The organism is Streptomyces sp. NPDC127595, assembly GCF_042671685.1.
Taxonomy (GTDB): Bacteria; Actinomycetota; Actinomycetes; order Streptomycetales; family Streptomycetaceae; genus Streptomyces.
In genome coordinates, this window is the sequence record NZ_JBHXWK010000013.1 from 97,791 (window position 1) to 117,712 (window position 19,922).

A 19,922-nucleotide genomic window follows, 5' to 3' on the forward strand; every position below is an offset into this window, starting at 1 on the left:
CCGTGAGCGAGGGTGCCGGCATCCGCAATGGGGACCTGCCGGACGAGCTGACCGCCGCAGAGGCCGGAATGTGGCAGTCCTTCCGCAACGGCAGCGTGTACGACCTGCGCAGCGGCGACGCGCTCGCCGACGATCCGCACGGCGGCCATCCCTGGGGTCCCGAGCGCAGTGTGCGGGCCCGGATCGTGGCGTGGCTGCTGCTCGACGGGCCGCCCGCACTCCAGGGCCGCGTCGCCTCCCTGAAGCTGACCGGCGTGCAGATCACCGACGTGCTCGAGCTGGCGGGCGGGACCGTGGTGCCGTACGTCGAGCTGAAGTCGTGCCGGTTCGAGAAGGAGATCCTGCTGCCCGAGGCCCGGTTCCAGACCGTGCGGCTGGTGAACTGTTCGGTGCCGCGCCTGGAGGCGGCCCGCGTGCACACCGAGGGCGACCTGCATCTGCCGCGCTGCCGCTTCCACAACGGCGTACGCCTCACCGACGCGCACATCGGCACGGATCTGCTGCTCAACCAGGCCGTGGTCTACCGGGACCGGCGCGGGCGTTCGATCACCGGCGACGGCATGACCGTGGGGCAGGACCTTCAGGCCGAGATGCTGGAGTCGCACGGCGAGCTGAGCCTGCGCGGCGCCAGCGTCGGTGTCTCGCTCAGCCTGCGCGGCAGCAGGCTGACCAACCCGTACACCCGCCTCGCACTGAACGCCCCGCAGCTCACCGTCAACCGCACCCTCTACATGACCCCGGCGGCCGTCGGCAATCCCCTCCAGACCGGCGGGACCACCCCGGCGCGCGGCACGGTGGTGCAGCGGTTCGAGTGCCAGGGCGGGATCCGCCTGGACGACGGGCGGTTCGGGGACGCGCTCGACATGGAGCGGGCCCGCTTCACCTTCGACGACGACCAGGAGCTGTCGCTGCGCCGGGTCCAGACGCCCGAGCTGCGTTTCCTCGGGGAGAGGCCGGAGCGCGGCAAGGTGGTGCTGTCGGGCGCGAAGGTGGTCAACCTGGTCGACAGGGCGGCGAGCTGGCCGGGGCCCGGTGGCCTGCACATGGGCGGCTTCGGCTACGAGAACCTGGTGCCGCAGGGCGCGTTCCCGCTGGCCCGGCGGCTGGAGTGGGTGGCCGCGGCGACCGCCGAGTACAACCCGGAGCCCTACGAGCGCCTGGCCACCGTGCTGCGCAACTCCGGCGAGGACGAGGACGCCCGCGAGGTGCTGCTCGCCAAGCAGCGCCGCCGTCGCGAGACACTGCCGCTCGCCGCCAAGCTCTGGGGGTACGCGCAGGACCTGACGGTCGCCTACGGGTACCGGCCGGGGCGGGCCGCCCTGTGGATGGCGGTGCTGTGGGCGGCGACGTCCATCGCCTTCCGGCATGCCGACCACCCGCCTCTCAAGACCGGCGAACATCCGCCGTGGAACCCGTCGCTGTTCGCCCTCGACCTGTTGCTTCCGGTGATCGACCTGGGCCAGGTGGGCTTCTGGCAGCTGCGCGGCGGCTGGCAGTGGCTTGCCGCCGTGGTGATCCTCCTTGGCTGGATCCTGGCTACGACGGTGGCGGCGGGGGCGACCCGGCTGCTGCGGCGCGGCTGAGGTTGGGGCCGGGGGTGACTGATGTTCTGGGCGGGGTGACTGAGGTCGCGCGGTGCGGCTGAGGCCATGGGATGCCACCGAGGCCGTGGGATGCGGCTGAGGTTCGTGCGGTTCGCTCACCAGCGTTGACAGCTCACTGACAGTGGAACAACAGTCACCTTTTACCTTCCCTTGACTCGTGTCCGTACAACCAATCAGCGGTTACGAAAGCTTCACCGCACCTCCCTGGTACAGCCCCGACCTGCGGCTTTCAATGGTCTCCACCATGGCATTGCTGCGCGCGTTCATCCGTACCGCCCGGATGGCCAAAAACACCTCGCGCCTCGCCGCCGGACTGCCGGCCGACGAGGAGGTACTGCTCGACGCCCCGGACGAGCGGCTCGGCCCCGCCCTCGTCGCGGCGGGCCGTGGCGAGTACGCCCCCGCGGCCAAACTGCTCACGACCACGCGGGAGGCCGCCGAGTGGGAGAACCGCGACCGGTACGCGATGCGTCTCGCGACCTTCGCGCGCTCCCGCGACGAGTGGCTCCAGGAGTGGCAGGCCGCCTCCCCGCACGACCCGGACGCCCTGCTGGTCAAGGCCGAACTGGCGGTGTCCCGGGGCTGGGAGTCCCCGGCCCGCGTCGAGCTGCTGCGTGAGGTCGGCCCGCTGATCGCCGCCGCCGCCGAGGGCGACCCGCGCGATCCGGTGCCCTGGCGGATCGCACTGGACCAGGCCCGCGGCACGAACGCCGGGCACACCGAGTTCGGGCAGCTGTGGGGCGAGGCCGTGCGCCGTTCCCCGCACCACTACGGCTGTCATGTGGCCGCCCTGCAGTATCTGTCGGCCGCCTGGTACGGCTCGCACCGCGAGTGCTTCGACTTCGCCGAGCGGGCCGCGCAGGACGCGCTGCCCGGCTCCCTCGTGCAGGCGCTGCCGGTGCGCGCCGCCTTCGCCTATCTGACCGAGGGCGGCGGCGCCGTGGTGCCGCGCGAGCGCCTCGACGCGGCGGCCGACCTCGCGATCGCGGTCTCGGCGACGTACGCCGCCGGCTACGCCTGGCCCGCGGAGGTACGCAACCTCCTCACGTACGTCCTGGTCAGGCTGGAGCGCTGGGAGGACGCCCTGGAACAGCTCCGCGCGATCGGCCCGTACGCGACCTCGTTCCCCTGGGACCGGGTCTCGGACGACCCCCTGGGCCAGTTCCTGGAACTGCGCGACGGCGTCCGTCTGGAAGTCGCCGCGGGCATGCCGCTGCATCCACGGAGTGAGCATTTCGGACCCGCCCACTCCGGCGACCATTAGGCTCTCCCGTCGTGACCACCGTGCGGCTCCCGCTCTTCCCCCTGAACTCGGTTCTGTTCCCGGGGCTCGTGCTTCCTCTGAACATCTTCGAGGAGCGCTACCGCGCCATGATGCGCAGCCTGCTGAAGACCCCGGAGGACGAACCGCGCCGGTTCGCCGTCGTCGCCATCCGCGACGGCCACGAGGTCGCGCCCACCGCACCCGGCATGCCGGACCAGACCACCGTCCCCCGGCGCGGGCCCGCCGCCGGCTTCGGCGACGATCCGGCCAAGGCCTTCCACGAGGTGGGCTGCGTCGCGGACGCGGCAACCATCCGGGAGCGCGCCGACGGCAGCTTCGAGGTACTGGCGACGGGCACTACGCGCGTCAGGCTCCTCTCCGTCGACGCCTCCGGCGAGTTCCTCACAGCCGAGCTGGAGGAACTGCCCGAGGACCCCGGCGAGGAGGCCGGCGCGCTCGCCGAGGGCGTCCTGCGGGCCTTCCGCCAGTACCAGAAGCGGCTGGCGGGCGCCCGGGAGCGCTCGCTGTCCACCGGCGCCGACCTTCCGGACGAGCCTGCGGTCGTCTCCTACCTCGTCGCGGCCGCCGTCATGCTCGACATCCCGGCGAAGCAACAGCTTCTCCAGGCCACGGACACGGCCGCCCGCCTGCGCGCGGAGCTGAAACTCCTGCGCACGGAGACCGCGATCATCCGTCATCTGCCGTCGTTGCCGGCGGCGGACCTGACCCGCGGCCCGACGAGCCTCAACTGACGAGTCTCCACCGACGCATCCGAGAAGGCCGATGGCGAAGAAGTCGAAGAAGCAGCAGCAGGCCGGGGGCACCCCGGCGACGGTGGCCCTGACGGCGGCGGGCGTCTCGTACACAGTGCACGCCTACGAGCACGACCCCGCGCACCCCTCGTACGGCGAGGAGGCCGCGGAGGCGATGGGCGTCTCTCCCGAGCGCGTCTTCAAGACGCTGGTGGCCGACGTGGACGGCACACTCACCGTCGCGGTCGTCCCCGTCGCGGGCACCCTGGACCTCAAGGCCCTCGCCACGGCGGTGGGCGGCAAGCGCGCGACCATGGCGGACCCGGCGGCCGCCGAACGCACCACGGGGTACGTCCGCGGGGGCATCTCCCCCCTCGGCCAGCGCAAGAAGCTCCCCACGGTCCTGGACGCCTCCGCCTCCGCCCACCCCACGATCTGTGTCTCGGCCGGCCGCCGCGGCCTGGAGGTCGAACTCGCCCCCGCCGACCTCCTGACCCTCACCGCAGCGGTCTCCGCCCCCATCGGCCGCGCCTGACCCCTCGACGTACACCCCGTCCTCGGCTAAGCACGAGAGACATGTCGAAGAAAACCCGAAAACGCAAATGGCGCACCAGAAAGGCCAACCACGGCAGGCGCCCGGCATAGCCCGATCAAGCCGCCCGGCGCTGAAATCTCTCAACGCCGGGCCGGGGTAGATCTTCCAGCCCATCCGACGCTCAAGGACGAGACCACACCACCCCAATCCCCACCCACCCACAGGAGCAATTCCAGCCCATCCGACGCTCAAGGACGAGACCACACCGCCCCAATCCCCACCCACCCACAGGAGCAATCCCAGCCCGTCCGGCATTTGAGGACGAGACCATGCCGCCCCAATCCCCACCCACCCACAGGAGCAATCCCAGCCCGTCCGGCGTTTGAGGACGAGCGCGTTCAGCGCGACAGCGGGGGTCTGGGGGCGGCAGCCCCCAGAAACGGGACGGGCAGGGGCGGAGGGGGCGAAAAACCCTTACGCCCGCCGCACCCCGGGCAACTGGCAACTACCCAGCCGGCGGCGAAGGCGGCGCAGCCTCATACGGGCTCAGGAACGGATCGGGATCCCGCGGCCCGAACAGCGCGGTCAGCCCGAGGTGGACAACCAGCCCCGCCAGGGACCACGCCAGCAACGCCCCATGCGCCCCCAACTTCAACGGCGCGGAGAACGTAGCCCCCTTGCCCACTTCCTTGGCATGCGCGACCACATCCTGCGTCGGCCCCAGCCAGATCCCGATCCGCCAGGCGAGCAACGACCCGAGCACTCCCCCGACCGCAAGCCCGACAACCAGCGGAACACCCCCACGCCGCCGCCACAGGAACACGACCAGCGCACTCACCGCCCCGAACGCCAGCGCCAGCAGAGTGAACGTTCCGTCGACCCCGATGGCCTGCTCCCCCTCGGAGTCCTTGAGGTACACGGCGCTGTCGTCCGCGACCAACGGCACCGAAGGCGCCAGCCACCACCACAGCACCCCGAGCAGCACCCCACCGAGCGCCAAGGCCACCGCGATCACGGCCGCGTCTCGCAGTTCGGTCGTCATCCCGGGGCCGTCCTCTTCATAGCCGGCGGCCCCCGCCACACCATCGGCGGGCGGAACCTGCCAGGGGTCGTGCGAGGGCCGGTCATTCGGCGGCGGAGGCGGAGTCAGCGGAGCGGTCACCCTGACATCGTGCCAGGCCCGTCTGTCAGCCGCGTCACCGGACGGCCGCCCGGCGGTACGCCCAGGTCGCCAGAGCCAGCGACGCGACCCCGACACCCGCGCAGACGGCCAGGTCCCCGAGGACGACGGCCCAGTCGGGATGCGCGTCGAAGGTCCGCGCGAAAGCGTCGACGCCGTATGTCGAGGGCAGCAGATCCCGCGCGTACTGCACGACCGTCGGCAACCGGTCCGCCGGCAGCACCCCGAGGAGCAGCGCCGCCGACATCCCCAACTGTCCAAGGAGCGTGGCGAGTTCGGGTCGCGGCGCGAGCAGTCCGAACGCCGCCCCGAGCCCGGCGAGCGCGGCGCCCGCGAGCGGGATCACCAGGACGAGCACCCACAGGTTGGCCATCGGCAGCCCGAAGAGCAGACAGCCGCAGACGGCGGTGGCGATGGTCCCGGGCACGGTGAAGGAGGCATACGCGCCCGCGGCACCGAGCACGACCGCGGTCGGCGGCACGGGCAGCGTCGCGTAGTGGTCGAGCCCGCCGCCGGCACGGAGCTGTCCGAAGTACTGGGCCAGCAGGTTGAGCGCGACGAAGGCCACCACGAGCACCGCCGACCCGGCCACCACGGCCTGCGCCTCGCCGCCGCCGTCCACCACGCCCCGCATCAGGACCATGATCCCGACGGACTGGAAGGTGGCCACGAACAGCAGCGGGATCCGTGCGACGCGCGCCCGGGACAGCTGCGCCCGGTACACGGCGGCCATGGACGGCCACAGCCGTGCCCGGGGGCCCAGTGGTTCCGCGGCCTCGGCGATGTCCTCGGCCACGGACAGCGCACTGCCCGGCAGCACCTCAGCGGGTACGACACTCACGTCGAGCTGCTCCTCTTCGCTCCGGCAGCAGTCCTGCTCTCGGGACCCACGACAGTCCGTACGGATTCCACGCCCCGCACACTCAGGACACCCGCCCTCACGCTTTCACCAGCCCCTGTGTGGCGGCCCCGCCCAGCGCAAGATACACATCCTCCAGGCTCGGGGTGGCCAGCGTGAAATCGTCCAGGGCGGCGAAGGCCGCGCCACCGGTGACCGTGGCGACGGCCGCGCGGGCCTCCTCGGGCGCGAGCCGCAGGGTCCAGCGCCGGCCGGACTCGACGGCGCGCTCGCGCAGCGCGGCGACCTCGGGGACGTGCAGCGGGGCGCGCTCGCGCCAGACGAGTTCGACGCGCACCTCGCCCGCGACCTTCTCCTTCAGCCCGGCCGGGGTGTCGCAGGCGATGACCCGGCCCCGGTCCAGGACGGCGACCCGGTCCAGGACGGTCTCGGCCTCGATGACGTTGTGGGTGACCAGCAGTACGGTCGTGTCGCGTTCGGCCCGGCGCCGGTCGACGGCCGCCCAGACGGCCCGGCGGGCGACGGGGTCCATGGCCGTGGTCGGCTCGTCCAGGACGAGCAGCGACCGCTCCCCCACCAGGGCGGCGGCGACACACGCGAGGCGCCGCTGACCGCCGGACAGCTTGCTCAGGGGGCGGGAGGCGATCGGGGTGAGCCCCAACTCGTCGAGTACGGCGTCCCGCTCGGCCCGCGCCGCACGGAGTTCGAGCCCGCGCAGTCGCGCGGTCGTCTCGGCGGCGAGCGAGACGGTCAGCTCGTCGAGGGCGGTGGACTCCTGGCCGAGGTAGGCGAGGAGCCGCGCCGCCCGCTCGGGGTGGCGCACGATGTCGTGCCCGAGGATGTCCACGCTGCCGCTGTCGGGGCGCAGCAGCCCGGTGAGCTGCCGTACGAGGGTCGACTTGCCGGCGCCGTTCGGCCCGAGCAGCCCGAAGATCTCACCGCGCCGGATGTCCAGACGTACCCCGTCGGTGGCCCGCACCTCCGGCGTACCAGGGGTGCCGCGTCGTCCGCGCGTGGCCGGGTAGGTCTTGGTGAGCCCGCGCACCGCGCACACCAGATCGCCTCTGTGCCCGTGGCGGACTGCCCTTGCCGTGCGCGTACTCACGATGGACGAGACTACGGGGTCCGATGCCCCGATATGAGCGCGGGGCCGCGGCCCACCCCGCCGCGGGGCCGCCCCGGGCCCCCGCCCGACCCTCGAAAGGCCTGCCCACCACGGCCGGGGCCAGTCTCAGCCGCCGCCAGAAACGGGCCGCGACCCTCCGCTCACTCCCCCACAGGCGCGTGCTCGCCGCCGTACGCACGTCGATCCAGCACCAGAACCCCGCCCCGGATCGCACACCCATCGGGCCGCCCCAGCCGTCACCAACAGCGAGCCACAGCCCCCGCCCACTCCCCCACAAGCGCGTACTCGGCCGCCGCACACACCTCGACCCAGCACCAGAACCCCACCCCGCACCGCATACCGATCGGGCCGTCCCAGCCGCCGCCAGGGGGCCTCCGCTCACTCCCCCACAGGCGCGTGTTCCGCCGCCGTACGTACGTCGATCTCGCGCCAGAATCCGGCCCGGATCGCATACCGGTCGTGCTCGTCGATCTGGTCGTCCTTGTGTGTGAGCAGCCCGAAGCGGGCGGCGTAGCGCAGCAGTTCGCCGTCCACGCGGTGCGGAACACGGGGGTACATCGTGGACAGCTTCTGCAGATGGCTCTGGTCGGTGAGCCGCTCCATCCAGCGGCGCGCGAAGACCTGCCCCACCTCGTACGGATCGCCGCCGACCGTGGTGATGTCCTCCTCACGGTCCGCCCAGCGCTGCTCGGCCGAGGTGAGCTGGGCGAGGGTGGGCAGCGAGGCGGCCTCCGCGGACTCGGCGGTGCCCCCGGGGCGCTCGACCCAGCCCTTGTCGGAGGACCAGCGCAGGGTCGCGCTCGCGGGGTGCTGGGCGGGCTGTGTGCCGGGCCCGCGCAGCGCGGCCAGGTCCTTCGGGGTGGGGACGCCCTTGGGCGCGGGCGCCCGCTCCTCGGTGCCGTTCGCGGACTCGGCCGCCGAGGCGTGCTCCGTCTCGGGCGCCGGCCGATCGGCCGCGGAGCCGTGCGACTCGGGCAAGGGTGCGGAGAGGATCGCGGCGATCTCGGGGCGCGGCACGGGCGGCGGCGCGCAGACCCCGCCGAGCTCCTTGGCGCGTACGGCCTTGGTGATCCAGACCCGGTCGAGCACCCGACGCTCGTCGGCCTCGGCCACCAGGTCCTCGGACTGGTTGTAGTCCCCGTCGGCCGCCTGCACGGCCCACAGGTGTACGGCGACCCCGTGCTCCTTGGCGGCCATCATGCCCGGCAGCAGATCGCCGTCGCCGGTCACCAGAACCACGTCCGAGCAGGCGCGGTTGCGGGCCAGCTCGGTCAGCTCGGCGTGCATGGCGGCGTCGACGCCCTTCTGGGCCCACCGCCCGTCGCTACGGGTCAGGGCGCCGAGCCGCACCGTGACCCGCGGCATCACCCGCAGCCTGCGGTGCTCGGGCTGGGGTACACGGTCGGGGGCGCCGTCGAACCAGTAGATGCGCAGCAGCGGGCGCTCGGTGTCGGACTCGGCGCGCTCACGCAGGCCCTGGATGAGGGCGGCGTGGTCGACGGTGATCCGGGAGCGGGACGAGTCCCCGGCGAGGAGGCTGGCAGCAGCCCCGAGCAGATACCCGGCGTCCACCAGGACGATGCAGCGGTCCACGCGGTCCACCCTCTTTCCGGGAGGTTTGCTTTGGGCTTCCTTCGAGTCTGCCCGACCACGCGGAGGTTAACGGCCGGAACTCGATCTTCGGCGTGGCGTATCGGGATATCACGCTCCGACAGGGCTTATTACGCACGGTAATTCTCCGAAATGCGGCTCTTCTCAGCCTATGTGAGTCTGGTCCCGGCCCTGGCCCCTAGAACCCCCGTAGGAGGCAATCACCATGGCCAAGAACAAGAACCGCAAGCAGGGCGGCCAGCAGGACCGCTCCTCGCAGGCCGAGCGTGCGCAGGAGCAGGCCGAGCGGTCCTCGACGGAGGCGCAGCAGTCGCCGATGCCGCAGACCCAGGGCAGCCCCGCGGATGTCGCCCGTAAGCACCAGAAGCGTTTCGGCCACAACTAAGGTCTGGTGCAGGGCTGTTGAAGCCCGGCAGGGCCGTTGAGGCCCAGGCACACCGCGAGGGGCGCATCCCCATTCGGATGCGCCCCTCGCGTACGTCGGTCAGCCGCCGGTTCAGCCCGCCAGGCAGGCCGGTCCGAGCAGCACCTTCAGGTCACCGAAGAGCGCCGGATCCGGCTTCACCCGGTGCCGGTCGAGCCGCAGCACCGTGGTCTTGAGCGGGCCCTGGAGCTTGATGCGGACCTCACTCTCGCCCTTGTGGTGGCTGAGGATCTCACCGAGCCGGCTCACCATGGGCGGGGTGACCTTCACCGACGGGATGGTGAGGATCACCGGCGCGTTGGTGCCCGCGTTCGACAGGTCAGGGGCCTGGAGCTCCATCGCGACGAGCCGCGGCACGTCCTCGCGCTTGTCGAGGCGTCCCTTGACGAACACCACGGCGTCCTCGACGAGTTGGGTCGACACCAGCTGGTAGGTGGCCGGGAAGAACATGCACTCGATGGAGCCCGCGAGGTCCTCGACGGTGGCGATCGCCCAGGCGTTGCCCTGCTTGGTCATCTTGCGCTGGAGGCCCGAGATGATGCCGCCGATGGTCACGACCGCGCCGTCCGCGTGCTCGCCGCCGGTGAGCTGGGAGATACCCGCGTCGGCCTTGTCGGACAGCACGTGCTCCAGGCCGAAGAGCGGGTGGTCGGAGACGTACAGGCCGAGCATCTCGCGCTCCTGGGCGAGCAGATAGACCTTGTCCCACTCCTCGGTGGTGAACTCGACGTCGAGTCCGAAGCCGGGCTCGTTCGTGTCCTCGTCGCCGCCCCCGAAGAGGTCGAACTGCCCCTCGGCTTCCTTCCTCTTCACCGCCACCACGTTGTCGATCATCGGCTCGAACTGCGCGGTGAGGCCCTTGCGGGTGTGCCCCATCGTGTCGAACGCGCCCGCCTTGATCAGCGATTCGGTGGTGCGCTTGTTGCAGGCGACGGCCTCGACCTTGTCGAGGTAGTCGGGGAACGAGGCGTACTTCCCCTTGGCCTTGCGGCTCCTGATGATCGACTCGACCACGTTCGTACCGACGTTACGGACGGCGGACAGGCCGAAGAGGATCACGTCGTCGCCCTGCGCCGCGAAGTTCTGCTCCGACTCGTTGACGTTCGGCGGGAGCACCTTGATGCCCATGCGCCGGCATTCGTTCAGATAGACCGCGGACTTGTCCTTGTCGTCCTTGACCGAGGTGAGCAGCCCCGCCATGTACTCGGCGGGGAAGTTCGCCTTCAGGTACGCGGTCCAGTACGAGACCAGGCCGTACGCGGCGGAGTGCGCCTTGTTGAACGCGTATCCGGCGAACGGGACCAGTACGTCCCACAGGCCCTGGATGGCCTCGTCGCTGTAGCCGTTCTTCTTGGCGCCGGCCTGGAAGATGGTGAAGTTCTTCGCCAGCTCGTCGGGCTTCTTCTTGCCCATCACCCGGCGCAGGATGTCGGCCTCGCCGAGCGAGTACCCGGCGATGATCTGGGCGGCCTTCTGCACCTGCTCCTGGTAGACGATCAGGCCGTAGGTGACCGCCAGAACCTCTTCGAGAGGCTCCTCCAGCTCTTTGTGGATCGGCGTGATCTCCTGCAGCTTGTTCTTGCGGAGCGCGTAGTTCGTGTGCGAGTCCATGCCCATCGGGCCGGGACGGTAGAGCGCCGAGACGGCGGAGATGTCTTCGAAGTTGTCGGGCTTCATCAGGCGCAGCAGCGAGCGCATGGGGCCGCCGTCGAACTGGAAGACGCCGAGGGTGTCGCCGCGCTGGAGCAGTTCGAAGGTCGTCGGGTCGTCCAGCGGCAGGGCCAGCAGGTCGAGGTCGATGCCCTTGTTGGCCTTCACCATCTTGACGGCGTCGTCCATGATCGTGAGGTTGCGCAGGCCCAGGAAGTCCATCTTCAGCAGGCCGAGCGACTCGCACTGGGGGTAGTCCCACTGCGTGATGGTCACGCCGTCGGTGTGCCGCACCCAGACCGGGGCGTGGTCGACGATCGGCTCGCTGGACATGATCACGCCGGCTGCGTGCACGCCCATCTGCCGGACCAGGCCCTCGACGCCCTTGGCGGTGTCGATGACCTTCTTCACGTCCGGCTCGTTCTCGTACATCGCGCGGATCTCGCCGGCCTCGCCGTAGCGCGGGTGCGCGGGGTCGGTGATGCCGCTGAGGTCGATGCCCTTGCCGAGGACGTCTGCGGGCATCGCCTTGGTGAGCCGGTCGCCCATGGCGTACGGGTAACCCAGCACGCGCGCCGAGTCCTTGATGGCGTTCTTCGCCTTGATCTTTCCGTAGGTGCCGATCATGGCGACCTTGTCGGCGCCGTACTTCTCGGTCACGTACCTGATCACCTCGACGCGCCTGCGCTCGTCGAAGTCGATGTCGACATCGGGCATGGAGACGCGCTCTGGGTTGAGGAACCGCTCGAAGATCAGACCGTGCGGGATCGGGTCGAGGTCGGTGATGCCCATGGCGTAGGCGACGATCGAACCGGCCGCGCTGCCACGGCCCGGGCCCACCGCGATGCCCTGCTTCTTGGCCCACATGATGAAGTCGGCGACGACGAGGAAGTACCCCGGGAACCCCATCTGGATGATGACGTCCATCTCGTACTCGGCCTGCTTCTGCCGGTCGTCCGGGACACCGCCGGGGAAGCGGCGGTTCATCCCGAGGCGGACCTCCTCCTGGAACCAGGTGACCTCGGTGAAGCCCTCGGGGATGTCGAACTTCGGCATCAGGTTCCGCGCCTCGAACATGCCGCTGGTGTCGATCTGTTCGGCCACCAGAAGCGTGTTGGCGCAGCCTTCCTGCCAGGCGTCCGAGGAGTCGATGGCGTACATCTCGTCCGTGGACTTCAGGTGGTAGCCGGTGCCGTCGAAGCGGAAGCGGTCCGGGTCCGAGAGGTTCTTGCCGGTCTGGATGCACAGCAGCGCGTCGTGCGCGGTGGCCTCGTGCGCGTACGTGTAGTGCGAGTCGTTCGTCACCAGGGGCGGGATGCCGAGCTTCTTGCCGATCTCCAGCAGGCCGTCGCGGACCCGGCGCTCGATCTCGATGCCGTGGTCCATCAGCTCCAGGAAGTACCGGTCCTTGCCGAAGATGTCCTGGTACTCGGCGGCCGCCTTCAGCGCCTCGTCGTGCTGGCCCAGCCGCAGCCGGGTCTGGAGTTCGCCGGAGGGGCAGCCGGTGGAGGCGATGAGGCCCTCCGACCACTGGGAGATGGTCTCCTTGTCCATGCGCGGCCACTTCTGCAGCCAGCCCTCGGCATACGCGTCCGAGGACAGCCTGAAGAGGTTGTGCAGGCCCGTGCTGTTCGCCGCCCAGATCGTCTTGTGCGTGTAACCACCCGAACCGGACACGTCGTCGCGCTTCTGGTGCGGCTGGCCCCACCGGATCTTGCGCTTGTTGCGGCGCGACTCGGGGGCGACGTACGCCTCGATCCCGATGATCGGCGTGACGCCGGCCTTCTTGGCCGTGTGGAAGAAGTCGTACGCCCCGTGCAGGTTGCCGTGGTCCGACATCGCGATGTGCGTCATGCCCATCTCATTGCAGACATTGAACATGTCCTTCAGCCGCGCGGCACCGTCCAGCAGCGAGTACTGGGTGTGGACGTGCAGGTGCGTGAACGGCGGCTTTGACACGGCTTCGGCCTCCTGAGGAAACGCTGGGCGACAGGCTGCGGACAGTCTGGGGGGACAGCGTCGAAGTCTATGCCGGGGCACTGACACTTGAGACGAGTACCGCGGCGCGAAGCGTCACGATGAGGGGCGGTGGCCGGGTGACGGGCGGGCCGATCACACGTACCTTCATGCGGGTACTCGGGCACCGAAGGCGTACCTTCGTCCGGGAAATCCGGGCACTCCGGCGTTCCGTCACACGTTATGAGTGGACGGACACACATGTCCCACACGTCTTGCATCACCTGCACCAGGAGGCACCCAGCGATGTCGGTCCCGCAGCTCAGCGACGAGCAACGCGGCGAGCAGATCCTCGCCGTATTCGACACCGCCTTCGGCGAGCTCCTGGCCGCCGACCCGGCCGCGTTCCGCGTGAAGTTCCGCAAGATGGCGGCCTCCGCCTTCGCCTTCTACCGGGGCACGGCGGGCCTGTTCTATTCCGACCTGGAGCAGGAGAAGCGGGGCGGACCGTACCTGGACGAGCGCACCTCGCGCGTGTGGATCCACGGCGACCTGCACGCCGAGAACTTCGGCACTTACATGGACGCCCAGGGCCGCCTGATCTTCAACGTGAACGACTTCGACGAGGCCTACGTCGGCCCCTTCACCTGGGACCTCAAGCGCTTCGCCGCCTCCGTGGCACTCCTCGGCTATGCCAAGGCGCTCAGCGACGGGCAGATCACCGAGCTGGTGCACACCTACGCTGCCGCCTACCGCGAGCGGATCCACGCCCTCGCCACCGGCGCCAAGAGCGACGAGGTGCCGCCCTTCACGCTGGACACCGCCGACGGCCCGCTCCTGGACGCGCTGCGCGACGCCCGCTCACTGACCCGCTTCGGGCTGCTCGACTCGATGACCGAGATCCGTGACTTCGAGCGCCGCTTCGCACCCGGCGGGGGCTCCATCGAGCTGGACGCCGCGACCCGCTACAAGGTGCTGGCCGCCTTCGACGGCTACCTGGAGACCCTGCCGGAGTCCTCGCTCACCCGCCCCGACTCCTACCGCGTGAAGGACGTCGTCGGCCGCCGCGGTATCGGTATCGGCTCGGCGGGACTCCCGTCGTACAACATCCTTCTGGAGGGCGCCACCGACGCCTTGGAGAACGATGTGGTGATCTACATCAAGCAGGCCCAGACCCCCGCCGTCTCCCGGCACATCACGGACCCCTCGATCCGCGACTACTTCCAGCACGAGGGCCACCGCACGGTCATCTCCCAGCGCGCCCTCCAGGCACACGCCGACCCGTGGCTCGGCTGGACCGAGCTGGACGGCGCCGGCCAGCTGGTCGCCGAGGTGTCGCCGTACGCGGTGGACCTGGACTGGGGCGACATCGACGACCCCGAGGAGATCGCCTCCGTCGTCGCCGACCTCGGCCGCGCCACGGCCACGATGCACGCGGCGGCGGACGACGAGAGCGGCCACTCGGAGCTGGTCCCGTTCTCCACGGAGCGAGCCATCGACGCCGCGATCGCAGCCGACGAGGACGCTTTCGCCGGCCTCCTGGTCGACTTCGCCCACACCTACGGCGCCCGCGCCCGCGCCGACCACCAGATCTTCGTGGACCTGTTCCGTAACGGACGGATTCCGGGTCTGTAGCGGGCACCTAACTCACAGGGACCCTTTAGGGGTCCCTTACAGGAGCACGTGACACACTCTCCCCGCTATGGACATATCCGGGACCCACCTCAGAGCCGTTCGCGCGGTGCTGTTCACGGCCATGGTCGTGACGCTCAGCACCGCGTCGCACGTGCTGCTTTCCCGGGTCCCGCTGCCGATGGGGACGGTGGCCGCGATAGCCGCCGCCGTCTTCGTCCTGGCCTACGCCCTCGGCGGCCGCGAGCGCGGTTTCGGGCGGATCGCCGCTCTGCTGATACCGCTGGAGCTGGCCGCCGACACCGTCTTCACCACGGGCCAGCACGTCTGTTACGGCAGGGCGGGCGGCCCGGTCGCCGGACCGCTGCGCTCGGTCGGCTTCGACCTGCTGTGCGGCGGCGGCACCGTAGGCACCCCGCTGACCCGGGTGACCGGCACCGGCGGCGACCGCGCCGCCGCCCTGCTCACCCACACCGACCCGACCGCCGCGTGGCTGCTGCTCGGCGCGCACATCGGCGTCGGACTCCTCGCGGCCGCCTGGCTGCGCCGCGGCGAGCGTGCCCTTGAACAGCTCCTGCACGCGGCGGCCGCGTCCACCTTCCGGCCGCTGCTGATCGCGGTCGCCGCGGTGACCGTACGGCTGCTCGCACCGGTCCGCCGGCTGCCGCGCCCCACGCGCCGGACGGCCACCGCCCGCACCCGCCTGTTCGTGCACTCCCTGGGACGGCGCGGACCGCCGAGTTCCGTCGCTTTCGCGTGAGCAAGCCCGCCTGAGCAAGCCCGCCTGTGCGAGAACCGCTCCCGCGTGACCAAGCCCGCCTGAGCGACAGCATCCGAGCACCTGCAGTCCCCCATACGTATCCCGCGTACGACGTGTGCGCGTCCCACATGGAGATCACCAACATGAGTCAGCGGAACAGCAAGGCCGCGAAGACGGCGGCCCGTGAGCGCCTGCGCGTCGAGCGCGAGCGTCAGGCCAAGCGCGACAAGGTCAAGCGCCAGGTCATCGTCGCCTTCTCCATCGTCGGCGTCCTCGCGATAGCCGGCGGCATCAGCTACGCGGTCGTACAGGGCAACAAGCCCGGCTACTGGGAGGCCGCGAAGGACGACAAGCTCGTCAAGCCGGCCAACACCACGGGTACGGACGGCACGACCGTCGTCATCGGGAAGAGCACCGCCAAGAAGACCCTCGAGATGTACGAGGACCCGCGCTGCCCGATCTGCGCCCAGTTCGAGCAGACCGTCGGCGCGACCGTCGACAAGGGCGTCGAGGACGGCGACTACAAGATCCAGTACATCGGCGCCTCGTTCCTCGACAACAGCCTGGGCGGTGAGGGCTCCAAGAACGCGCTCAGCGCCATGGGCGCCGCGCTGAACGTCAGCCCCGATGCCTTCCTCGCGTACAAGACCGCGCTGTACTCGACGAAGTACCACCCCGAGGAGACCGACGACAAGTTCAAGAACGACTCGTACCTGATCGAGGTGGCGGACACCGTACCGGCGCTGAAGGACAACACCAAGTTCCAGACGGCCGTCAAGGACGGCACCTACGACAAGTGGGCGCTGGACATGTCCGCCAAGTTCGACGACAGCGGAGTGACCGGCACGCCGACCCTGAAGATGGACGGCAAGACGCTCACCGGCTCCGACGGCCAGAACGCGCCGATGACGGTGGCCGACTTCACCACGGCGATCGACGCGGCGCTCAAGGCCTGACGGGTCCGGCCGACTCGCCGCCCGGCAGGTCACCGGACGGGTCCAGCAGTCGAAGAGCGGGCGAACTTTTCGGAGTTCGCCCGCTCTTGCCTGTACCGGTCGGTAACCTGCTCGCTCGTGACCAGTCGCTTCAGATCATCCGACTCCTCGGGCGCCGTCAACTCCCGCGCCCCGCGCCGCCGTACGGTCGTGAAGGCCGCGGCCGCCACCGCCGTCCTCGCGGCTCCGCTCGCGGCCTCTCTCCCGGCCCGCGCCGCCACCGAGGCCCCGGCCTTCCTGCACGGGGTCGCCTCCGGCGATCCGCTGCCCGACGGCATTCTGCTGTGGACCCGGGTGACGCCCTCCGCCGAGGCGACACCCGGCTCCGGGCTCGGCCCGGACACCGAGGTGAGCTGGACCGTCGCCACCGACAAGGCGTTCGGCTCGATCGTCGCCAAGGGTTCCACCACCGTGTCGGCCGCCTCCGACCACACCGTGAAGGCGGACATCCGCGGCCTGCGGCCGGCCACCGACTACTGGTTCCGCTTCTCCGCCGGCGGCACCGACTCGCCCGCCGCCCGCACCCGCACCGCCCCGGCAGCCGACGCCGCCGTGACCGGCCTGCGCTTCGGCGTCGTCTCCTGTGCCAACTGGGAGGCGGGCTACTTCTCCTCGTACCGCCATCTCGCGGCGCGCGGCGACCTGGACGCCTGGCTGCACCTCGGCGACTACATCTACGAGTACGCGTCCGGCGACTACGGCACCCGCGACACGGTCGTACGCCCGCACGCCCCCGCGGGCGAGATCACCACCCTCGCCGACTACCGCACCCGGCACGGGCGTTACAAGACGGACCCCGACCTCCAGGCTCTGCATGCCGCGGCCCCGGTCGTCGCCATCTGGGACGACCACGAGTTCGCCAACGACGCCTGGTCGGGCGGCGCGCAGAACCACACCGAGGGCGCCGAGGGCACCTGGACGGCACGTCAGGCCGCCGCGAAGCAGGCCTACTTCGAGTGGATGCCGGTCCGCCCGGCGATCGCGGGCACCACCTACCGCCGCCTCCGCTTCGGCAAGCTCGCCGACCTGTCCCTGCTGGACCTGCGCTCGTTCCGCTCCCAGCAGGCGGCCGTCGGCAGCGGCTCGGTCGACGACCCGAACCGTACGCTCACCGGCCGGGCCCAGCTCGACTGGCTGAAGTCGGGGCTCAAGGCCTCGGACACCACCTGGCGTCTGGTCGGCAACTCGGTGATGATCTCGCCCTTCGCCATCGGCTCGCTCGCCGCCGACCTCCTCAAGCCGCTCGCCGAGCTGCTCGGCCTCCCCAAAGAGGGCCTGGCCCTCAACACCGACCAGTGGGACGGCTACACGGACGACCGCCGCGAGATCCTGGCCCACCTGCGGTCCAACGCGATACGCAACACCGTCTTCCTGACCGGCGACATCCACATGGCCTGGGCGAACGACGTGCCGGTCGACGCCGGTACGTACCCGCTCTCCGCCTCCGCCGCCACCGAGTTCGTCGTCACCTCGGTCACCTCCGACAACCTCGACGACATACTCAAGGTCTCCGAGGGCTCCGTCTCGGCCATCGCCGAGCCGGTCATCCGCCTCGCCAACCGGCACGTCCACTGGGTCGACACCGACCGCCACGGCTACGGCGTCCTGGACATCACCGCCGACCGCGCGCAGATGGACTACTACGTGCTCTCCGACCGCACGAAGGCGGACGCGACCTCGTCCTGGGCCCGTTCGTACCGCACGCGCAGCGGCACGCAGAAGGTGGAGCGGACATACGACCCGGTGTGAGGGTCACCATGAGTGGTTACAGGCTGTCGAGGAAGCCGAGCGCCACCTTCCAGGTGGCCTCGGCGGCCTCCGCGTCGTAGTCCGGCAGGTCGGGGTCGGTGTACAGGTGCCCGGCACCCGCGTACCGATAGACCTCCACATCGGCCCCGGCTCTGCGCATCTGCAAGTACCAGGAGCTCAGCCAGTCGTCCGTCTCGAAGGCGTCGGGCTCGGCGACATGGAGCTGGACGGACAGCTCGTCCACCGACGCGCTCTCCGCGATGTCCGACGTGCCGTGCAGAAGCAGCAGTCCGCGGGCCTTCTCGTCGCCGAGCGCGAGGGTCTGCGCGATGGAGGCGCCGAGCGAGAATCCCGCGTACACCACTCCGCGGTCCGAGTAGGGCGCCGCGGCCAGGACCGCCCGTCTGAGCAACTCGTCCTTGCCGATCCCGTCATTGAAGGCCATGCCCTCCTCCACGGTCTCGAAGGTGCGTCCCTCGAAGAGGTCGGGGGTCCACACCTCGTGGCCCGCCGCACGCAGCCGGTCGGCCGCTGCGTGCACCGCCGGCCGGAGCCCGTAGGTCGAGTGAAAGAGCATGATGTTCATGAGCCCCATGGTGCCAGCCCCCACTGACAACGCCTGATCAGGCCGGGAGCGAGGCCGCGGTACCCCGGACCCGGCCAAGTACACATGTTCATGAGCCCCTCGGGCCGGTTACGGTCTCAGGCATGGAGAACGTACTGCGCCCTCTGATCGTCCTCGGCGGCTCGGTCGTGCTCACGCTGCTCATCGGGTGGGCCGTGGACATCGCGCTGCGACGGGCCGACGCCCGGCACGACGAGACCGGGCTGTGGGGCCTGCTCCGCCGTGCCCGTATCCCCTTCCAGCTCGTGCTGTGCGTGGCTCTGCTGAGAGGCTCGTACGCCCAGGCGGAGCTCGCCCGCGAGCACTCGACCGCCATCGGCCGGATCCTGTCGCTGATCCTGATCGGGTCGACCGCCTGGCTGATCGTGCGGATCGCGGCGGCGATCGTCGAGACCTCGTACTCGCGCTACGCGCACGCCCACCGCGATCCGGCGCGGGTCCGCCGGGTGCGGACGCAGGTGACACTGATCCAGCGCGTGGTCTCCGCGATCGTGGGCGTGGTGGCGGTCGCCGCGATGTTGCTGACGTTCCCGGCGATGCGCGCGGCCGGTGCCTCCCTGCTGGCCTCGGCGGGCATCCTCGGCATCGTCGCCGGTGTCGCCGCCCAGTCGACGCTCGCCAACATGTTCGCGGGGCTGCAGATCGCCTTCGGCGACATGGTGCGCCTCGGCGACACGGTCGTGGTGGACGGCGAGTGGGGCACGGTCGACGAGATCACACTGACGTTCCTGACGGTACGGACCTGGGACGAACGCCGGATCACGATGCCGGTCTCGTACTTCGTCTCCAAGCCCTTCGAGAACTGGTCGCGCGGCAGCACCCAGATGACCGGCATCATCTTCTTCCAGCTCGACCACTCCGCCCCCGTGGAGGCGATGCGCGAGCAGCTCCGGGACATCCTGCGCGAGTGCCCGGCCTGGGACGGCCGCGACTACGGACTGGCCGTCACGGACTCGACGCCCAACACCATGGAAGTACGCGCCCTGGTCACCGCGAAGGACGCGGACGACATCTGGACGGTACGGGTCACGGTCCGCGAACAGATGATCCGCTGGCTCACCGAGCAACACCCCTACGCCCTCCCCCGCGTCAACACGGCAGACGCGACCCTCCCCCCGGGCCACACCAACGGCACATCCCCGCGCCCGAACCGCGACCGGGCCACCGAGCCCCCGAGGACGGGCCCGGGCAGAGGCTGAC

General features: G+C 70.4%; 16 protein-coding genes. 10 read left to right on the forward strand and 6 right to left on the reverse strand.

The features are described from left to right. The first annotated feature begins 2 nt into the window (after positions 1 to 2). From ACFVKT_RS33205 to ybaK, 4 genes are all read left to right on the forward strand, one after another. Positions 3 to 1,583 (forward strand): oxidoreductase, encoded by a 1,581-nt coding sequence (locus ACFVKT_RS33205; protein WP_385738467.1) that lies wholly within the window; start codon positions 3 to 5, stop codon positions 1,581 to 1,583. Between the two features lie 265 nt (positions 1,584 to 1,848). Continuing rightward, a complete protein-coding gene (locus ACFVKT_RS33210) occupies positions 1,849 to 2,868 on the forward strand; it encodes a hypothetical protein (RefSeq protein WP_385738469.1) in 1,020 nt (339 codons plus the stop codon). 11 nt (positions 2,869 to 2,879) lie between these two features. Continuing rightward, positions 2,880 to 3,620 carry an LON peptidase substrate-binding domain-containing protein gene (locus ACFVKT_RS33215; RefSeq protein WP_385738471.1) on the forward strand — a complete coding sequence of 247 codons (741 nt, stop codon included), beginning with the start codon at positions 2,880 to 2,882 and terminating at the stop codon, positions 3,618 to 3,620. A 31-nt stretch (positions 3,621 to 3,651) separates the two neighbouring features. Further along, positions 3,652 to 4,155: a Cys-tRNA(Pro) deacylase gene (ybaK, locus tag ACFVKT_RS33220; protein ID WP_385738473.1), complete on the forward strand. Its 504-nt coding sequence runs from the start codon at positions 3,652 to 3,654 to the stop codon at positions 4,153 to 4,155. A 505-nt stretch (positions 4,156 to 4,660) separates the two neighbouring features. Here the strand turns inward: ybaK and ACFVKT_RS33225 are convergent. The 4 genes from ACFVKT_RS33225 to ACFVKT_RS33240 all read right to left on the reverse strand — a co-directional run bounded on the left by ACFVKT_RS33225 (position 4,661) and on the right by ACFVKT_RS33240 (position 8,913). Continuing rightward, on the reverse strand, positions 4,661 to 5,317 hold the full coding sequence (locus ACFVKT_RS33225; protein WP_385738475.1) for an AAA family ATPase: 657 nt from the start codon (positions 5,315 to 5,317) through the stop codon (positions 4,661 to 4,663). A gap of 34 nt (positions 5,318 to 5,351) precedes the next feature. Beyond that, positions 5,352 to 6,176 (reverse strand): ABC transporter permease, encoded by an 825-nt coding sequence (locus ACFVKT_RS33230; protein WP_385738477.1) that lies wholly within the window; start codon positions 6,174 to 6,176, stop codon positions 5,352 to 5,354. Between the two features lie 97 nt (positions 6,177 to 6,273). Further along, entirely contained in the window at positions 6,274 to 7,248 is a 975-nt protein-coding gene (locus tag ACFVKT_RS33235) for an ABC transporter ATP-binding protein (protein WP_385738729.1), read from the reverse strand. A gap of 450 nt (positions 7,249 to 7,698) precedes the next feature. After that, positions 7,699 to 8,913: an NYN domain-containing protein gene (locus ACFVKT_RS33240; protein WP_385738479.1), complete on the reverse strand. Its 1,215-nt coding sequence runs from the start codon at positions 8,911 to 8,913 to the stop codon at positions 7,699 to 7,701. 223 nt (positions 8,914 to 9,136) lie between these two features. On the opposite strand from ACFVKT_RS33240, the gene ACFVKT_RS33245 reads away from it, so the two are divergent. Further along, complete coding sequence (locus ACFVKT_RS33245) at positions 9,137 to 9,316, forward strand: hypothetical protein (protein WP_385738481.1); 180 nt, start codon at positions 9,137 to 9,139, stop codon at positions 9,314 to 9,316. Positions 9,317 to 9,427: 111 nt separating this feature from the next. Here ACFVKT_RS33245 and dnaE read toward each other — a convergent pair whose 3' ends face one another. Beyond that, positions 9,428 to 12,964 carry a DNA polymerase III subunit alpha gene (dnaE, locus tag ACFVKT_RS33250; protein ID WP_385738483.1) on the reverse strand — a complete coding sequence of 1,179 codons (3,537 nt, stop codon included), beginning with the start codon at positions 12,962 to 12,964 and terminating at the stop codon, positions 9,428 to 9,430. Between the two features lie 303 nt (positions 12,965 to 13,267). Here dnaE and ACFVKT_RS33255 point away from each other — a divergent pair, with 303 nt between their 5' ends. The 4 genes from ACFVKT_RS33255 (at position 13,268) to ACFVKT_RS33270 (ending at position 18,097) form a co-directional block, all read left to right on the forward strand. After that, complete coding sequence (locus ACFVKT_RS33255; RefSeq protein ID WP_385738485.1) at positions 13,268 to 14,596, forward strand: DUF2252 domain-containing protein; 1,329 nt, start codon at positions 13,268 to 13,270, stop codon at positions 14,594 to 14,596. A 67-nt stretch (positions 14,597 to 14,663) separates the two neighbouring features. Then, positions 14,664 to 15,353 (forward strand): hypothetical protein, encoded by a 690-nt coding sequence (locus ACFVKT_RS33260; protein WP_385738487.1) that lies wholly within the window; start codon positions 14,664 to 14,666, stop codon positions 15,351 to 15,353. Positions 15,354 to 15,496: 143 nt separating this feature from the next. After that, entirely contained in the window at positions 15,497 to 16,309 is an 813-nt protein-coding gene (locus ACFVKT_RS33265; RefSeq protein WP_385738489.1) for a thioredoxin domain-containing protein, read from the forward strand. Between the two features lie 117 nt (positions 16,310 to 16,426). Further along, entirely contained in the window at positions 16,427 to 18,097 is a 1,671-nt protein-coding gene (locus tag ACFVKT_RS33270) for an alkaline phosphatase D family protein (protein WP_385738491.1), read from the forward strand. A 16-nt stretch (positions 18,098 to 18,113) separates the two neighbouring features. On the opposite strand, the gene ACFVKT_RS33275 is transcribed toward ACFVKT_RS33270, so the two are convergent. Next, positions 18,114 to 18,683, reverse strand: a complete 570-nt coding sequence (locus ACFVKT_RS33275) for a dienelactone hydrolase family protein (protein ID WP_385738493.1) — start codon at positions 18,681 to 18,683, stop codon at positions 18,114 to 18,116. Between the two features lie 122 nt (positions 18,684 to 18,805). Here ACFVKT_RS33275 and ACFVKT_RS33280 point away from each other — a divergent pair, with 122 nt between their 5' ends. Then, on the forward strand, positions 18,806 to 19,921 hold the full coding sequence (locus ACFVKT_RS33280; protein ID WP_385738495.1) for a mechanosensitive ion channel family protein: 1,116 nt from the start codon (positions 18,806 to 18,808) through the stop codon (positions 19,919 to 19,921). The last annotated feature ends 1 nt before the right edge of the window (position 19,922 follow it).

What these genes read in the sequence shown, in the direction of transcription:
- ACFVKT_RS33275 (WP_385738493.1), bottom strand. Translation starts at nt 18,683, where the DNA reads ATGAACATCATGCTCTTTCACTCGACCTACGGGCTCCGGCCGGCGGTG.
- ACFVKT_RS33260 (WP_385738487.1), top strand. Translation starts at nt 14,664, where the DNA reads ATGGACATATCCGGGACCCACCTCAGAGCCGTTCGCGCGGTGCTGTTC.
- ybaK (WP_385738473.1), top strand. Translation starts at nt 3,652, where the DNA reads ATGGCGAAGAAGTCGAAGAAGCAGCAGCAGGCCGGGGGCACCCCGGCG.
- ACFVKT_RS33280 (WP_385738495.1), top strand. Translation starts at nt 18,806, where the DNA reads ATGGAGAACGTACTGCGCCCTCTGATCGTCCTCGGCGGCTCGGTCGTG.
- ACFVKT_RS33265 (WP_385738489.1), top strand. Translation starts at nt 15,497, where the DNA reads ATGAGTCAGCGGAACAGCAAGGCCGCGAAGACGGCGGCCCGTGAGCGC.
- ACFVKT_RS33245 (WP_385738481.1), top strand. Translation starts at nt 9,137, where the DNA reads ATGGCCAAGAACAAGAACCGCAAGCAGGGCGGCCAGCAGGACCGCTCC.
- ACFVKT_RS33210 (WP_385738469.1), top strand. Translation starts at nt 1,849, where the DNA reads ATGGCATTGCTGCGCGCGTTCATCCGTACCGCCCGGATGGCCAAAAAC.
- ACFVKT_RS33255 (WP_385738485.1), top strand. Translation starts at nt 13,268, where the DNA reads ATGTCGGTCCCGCAGCTCAGCGACGAGCAACGCGGCGAGCAGATCCTC.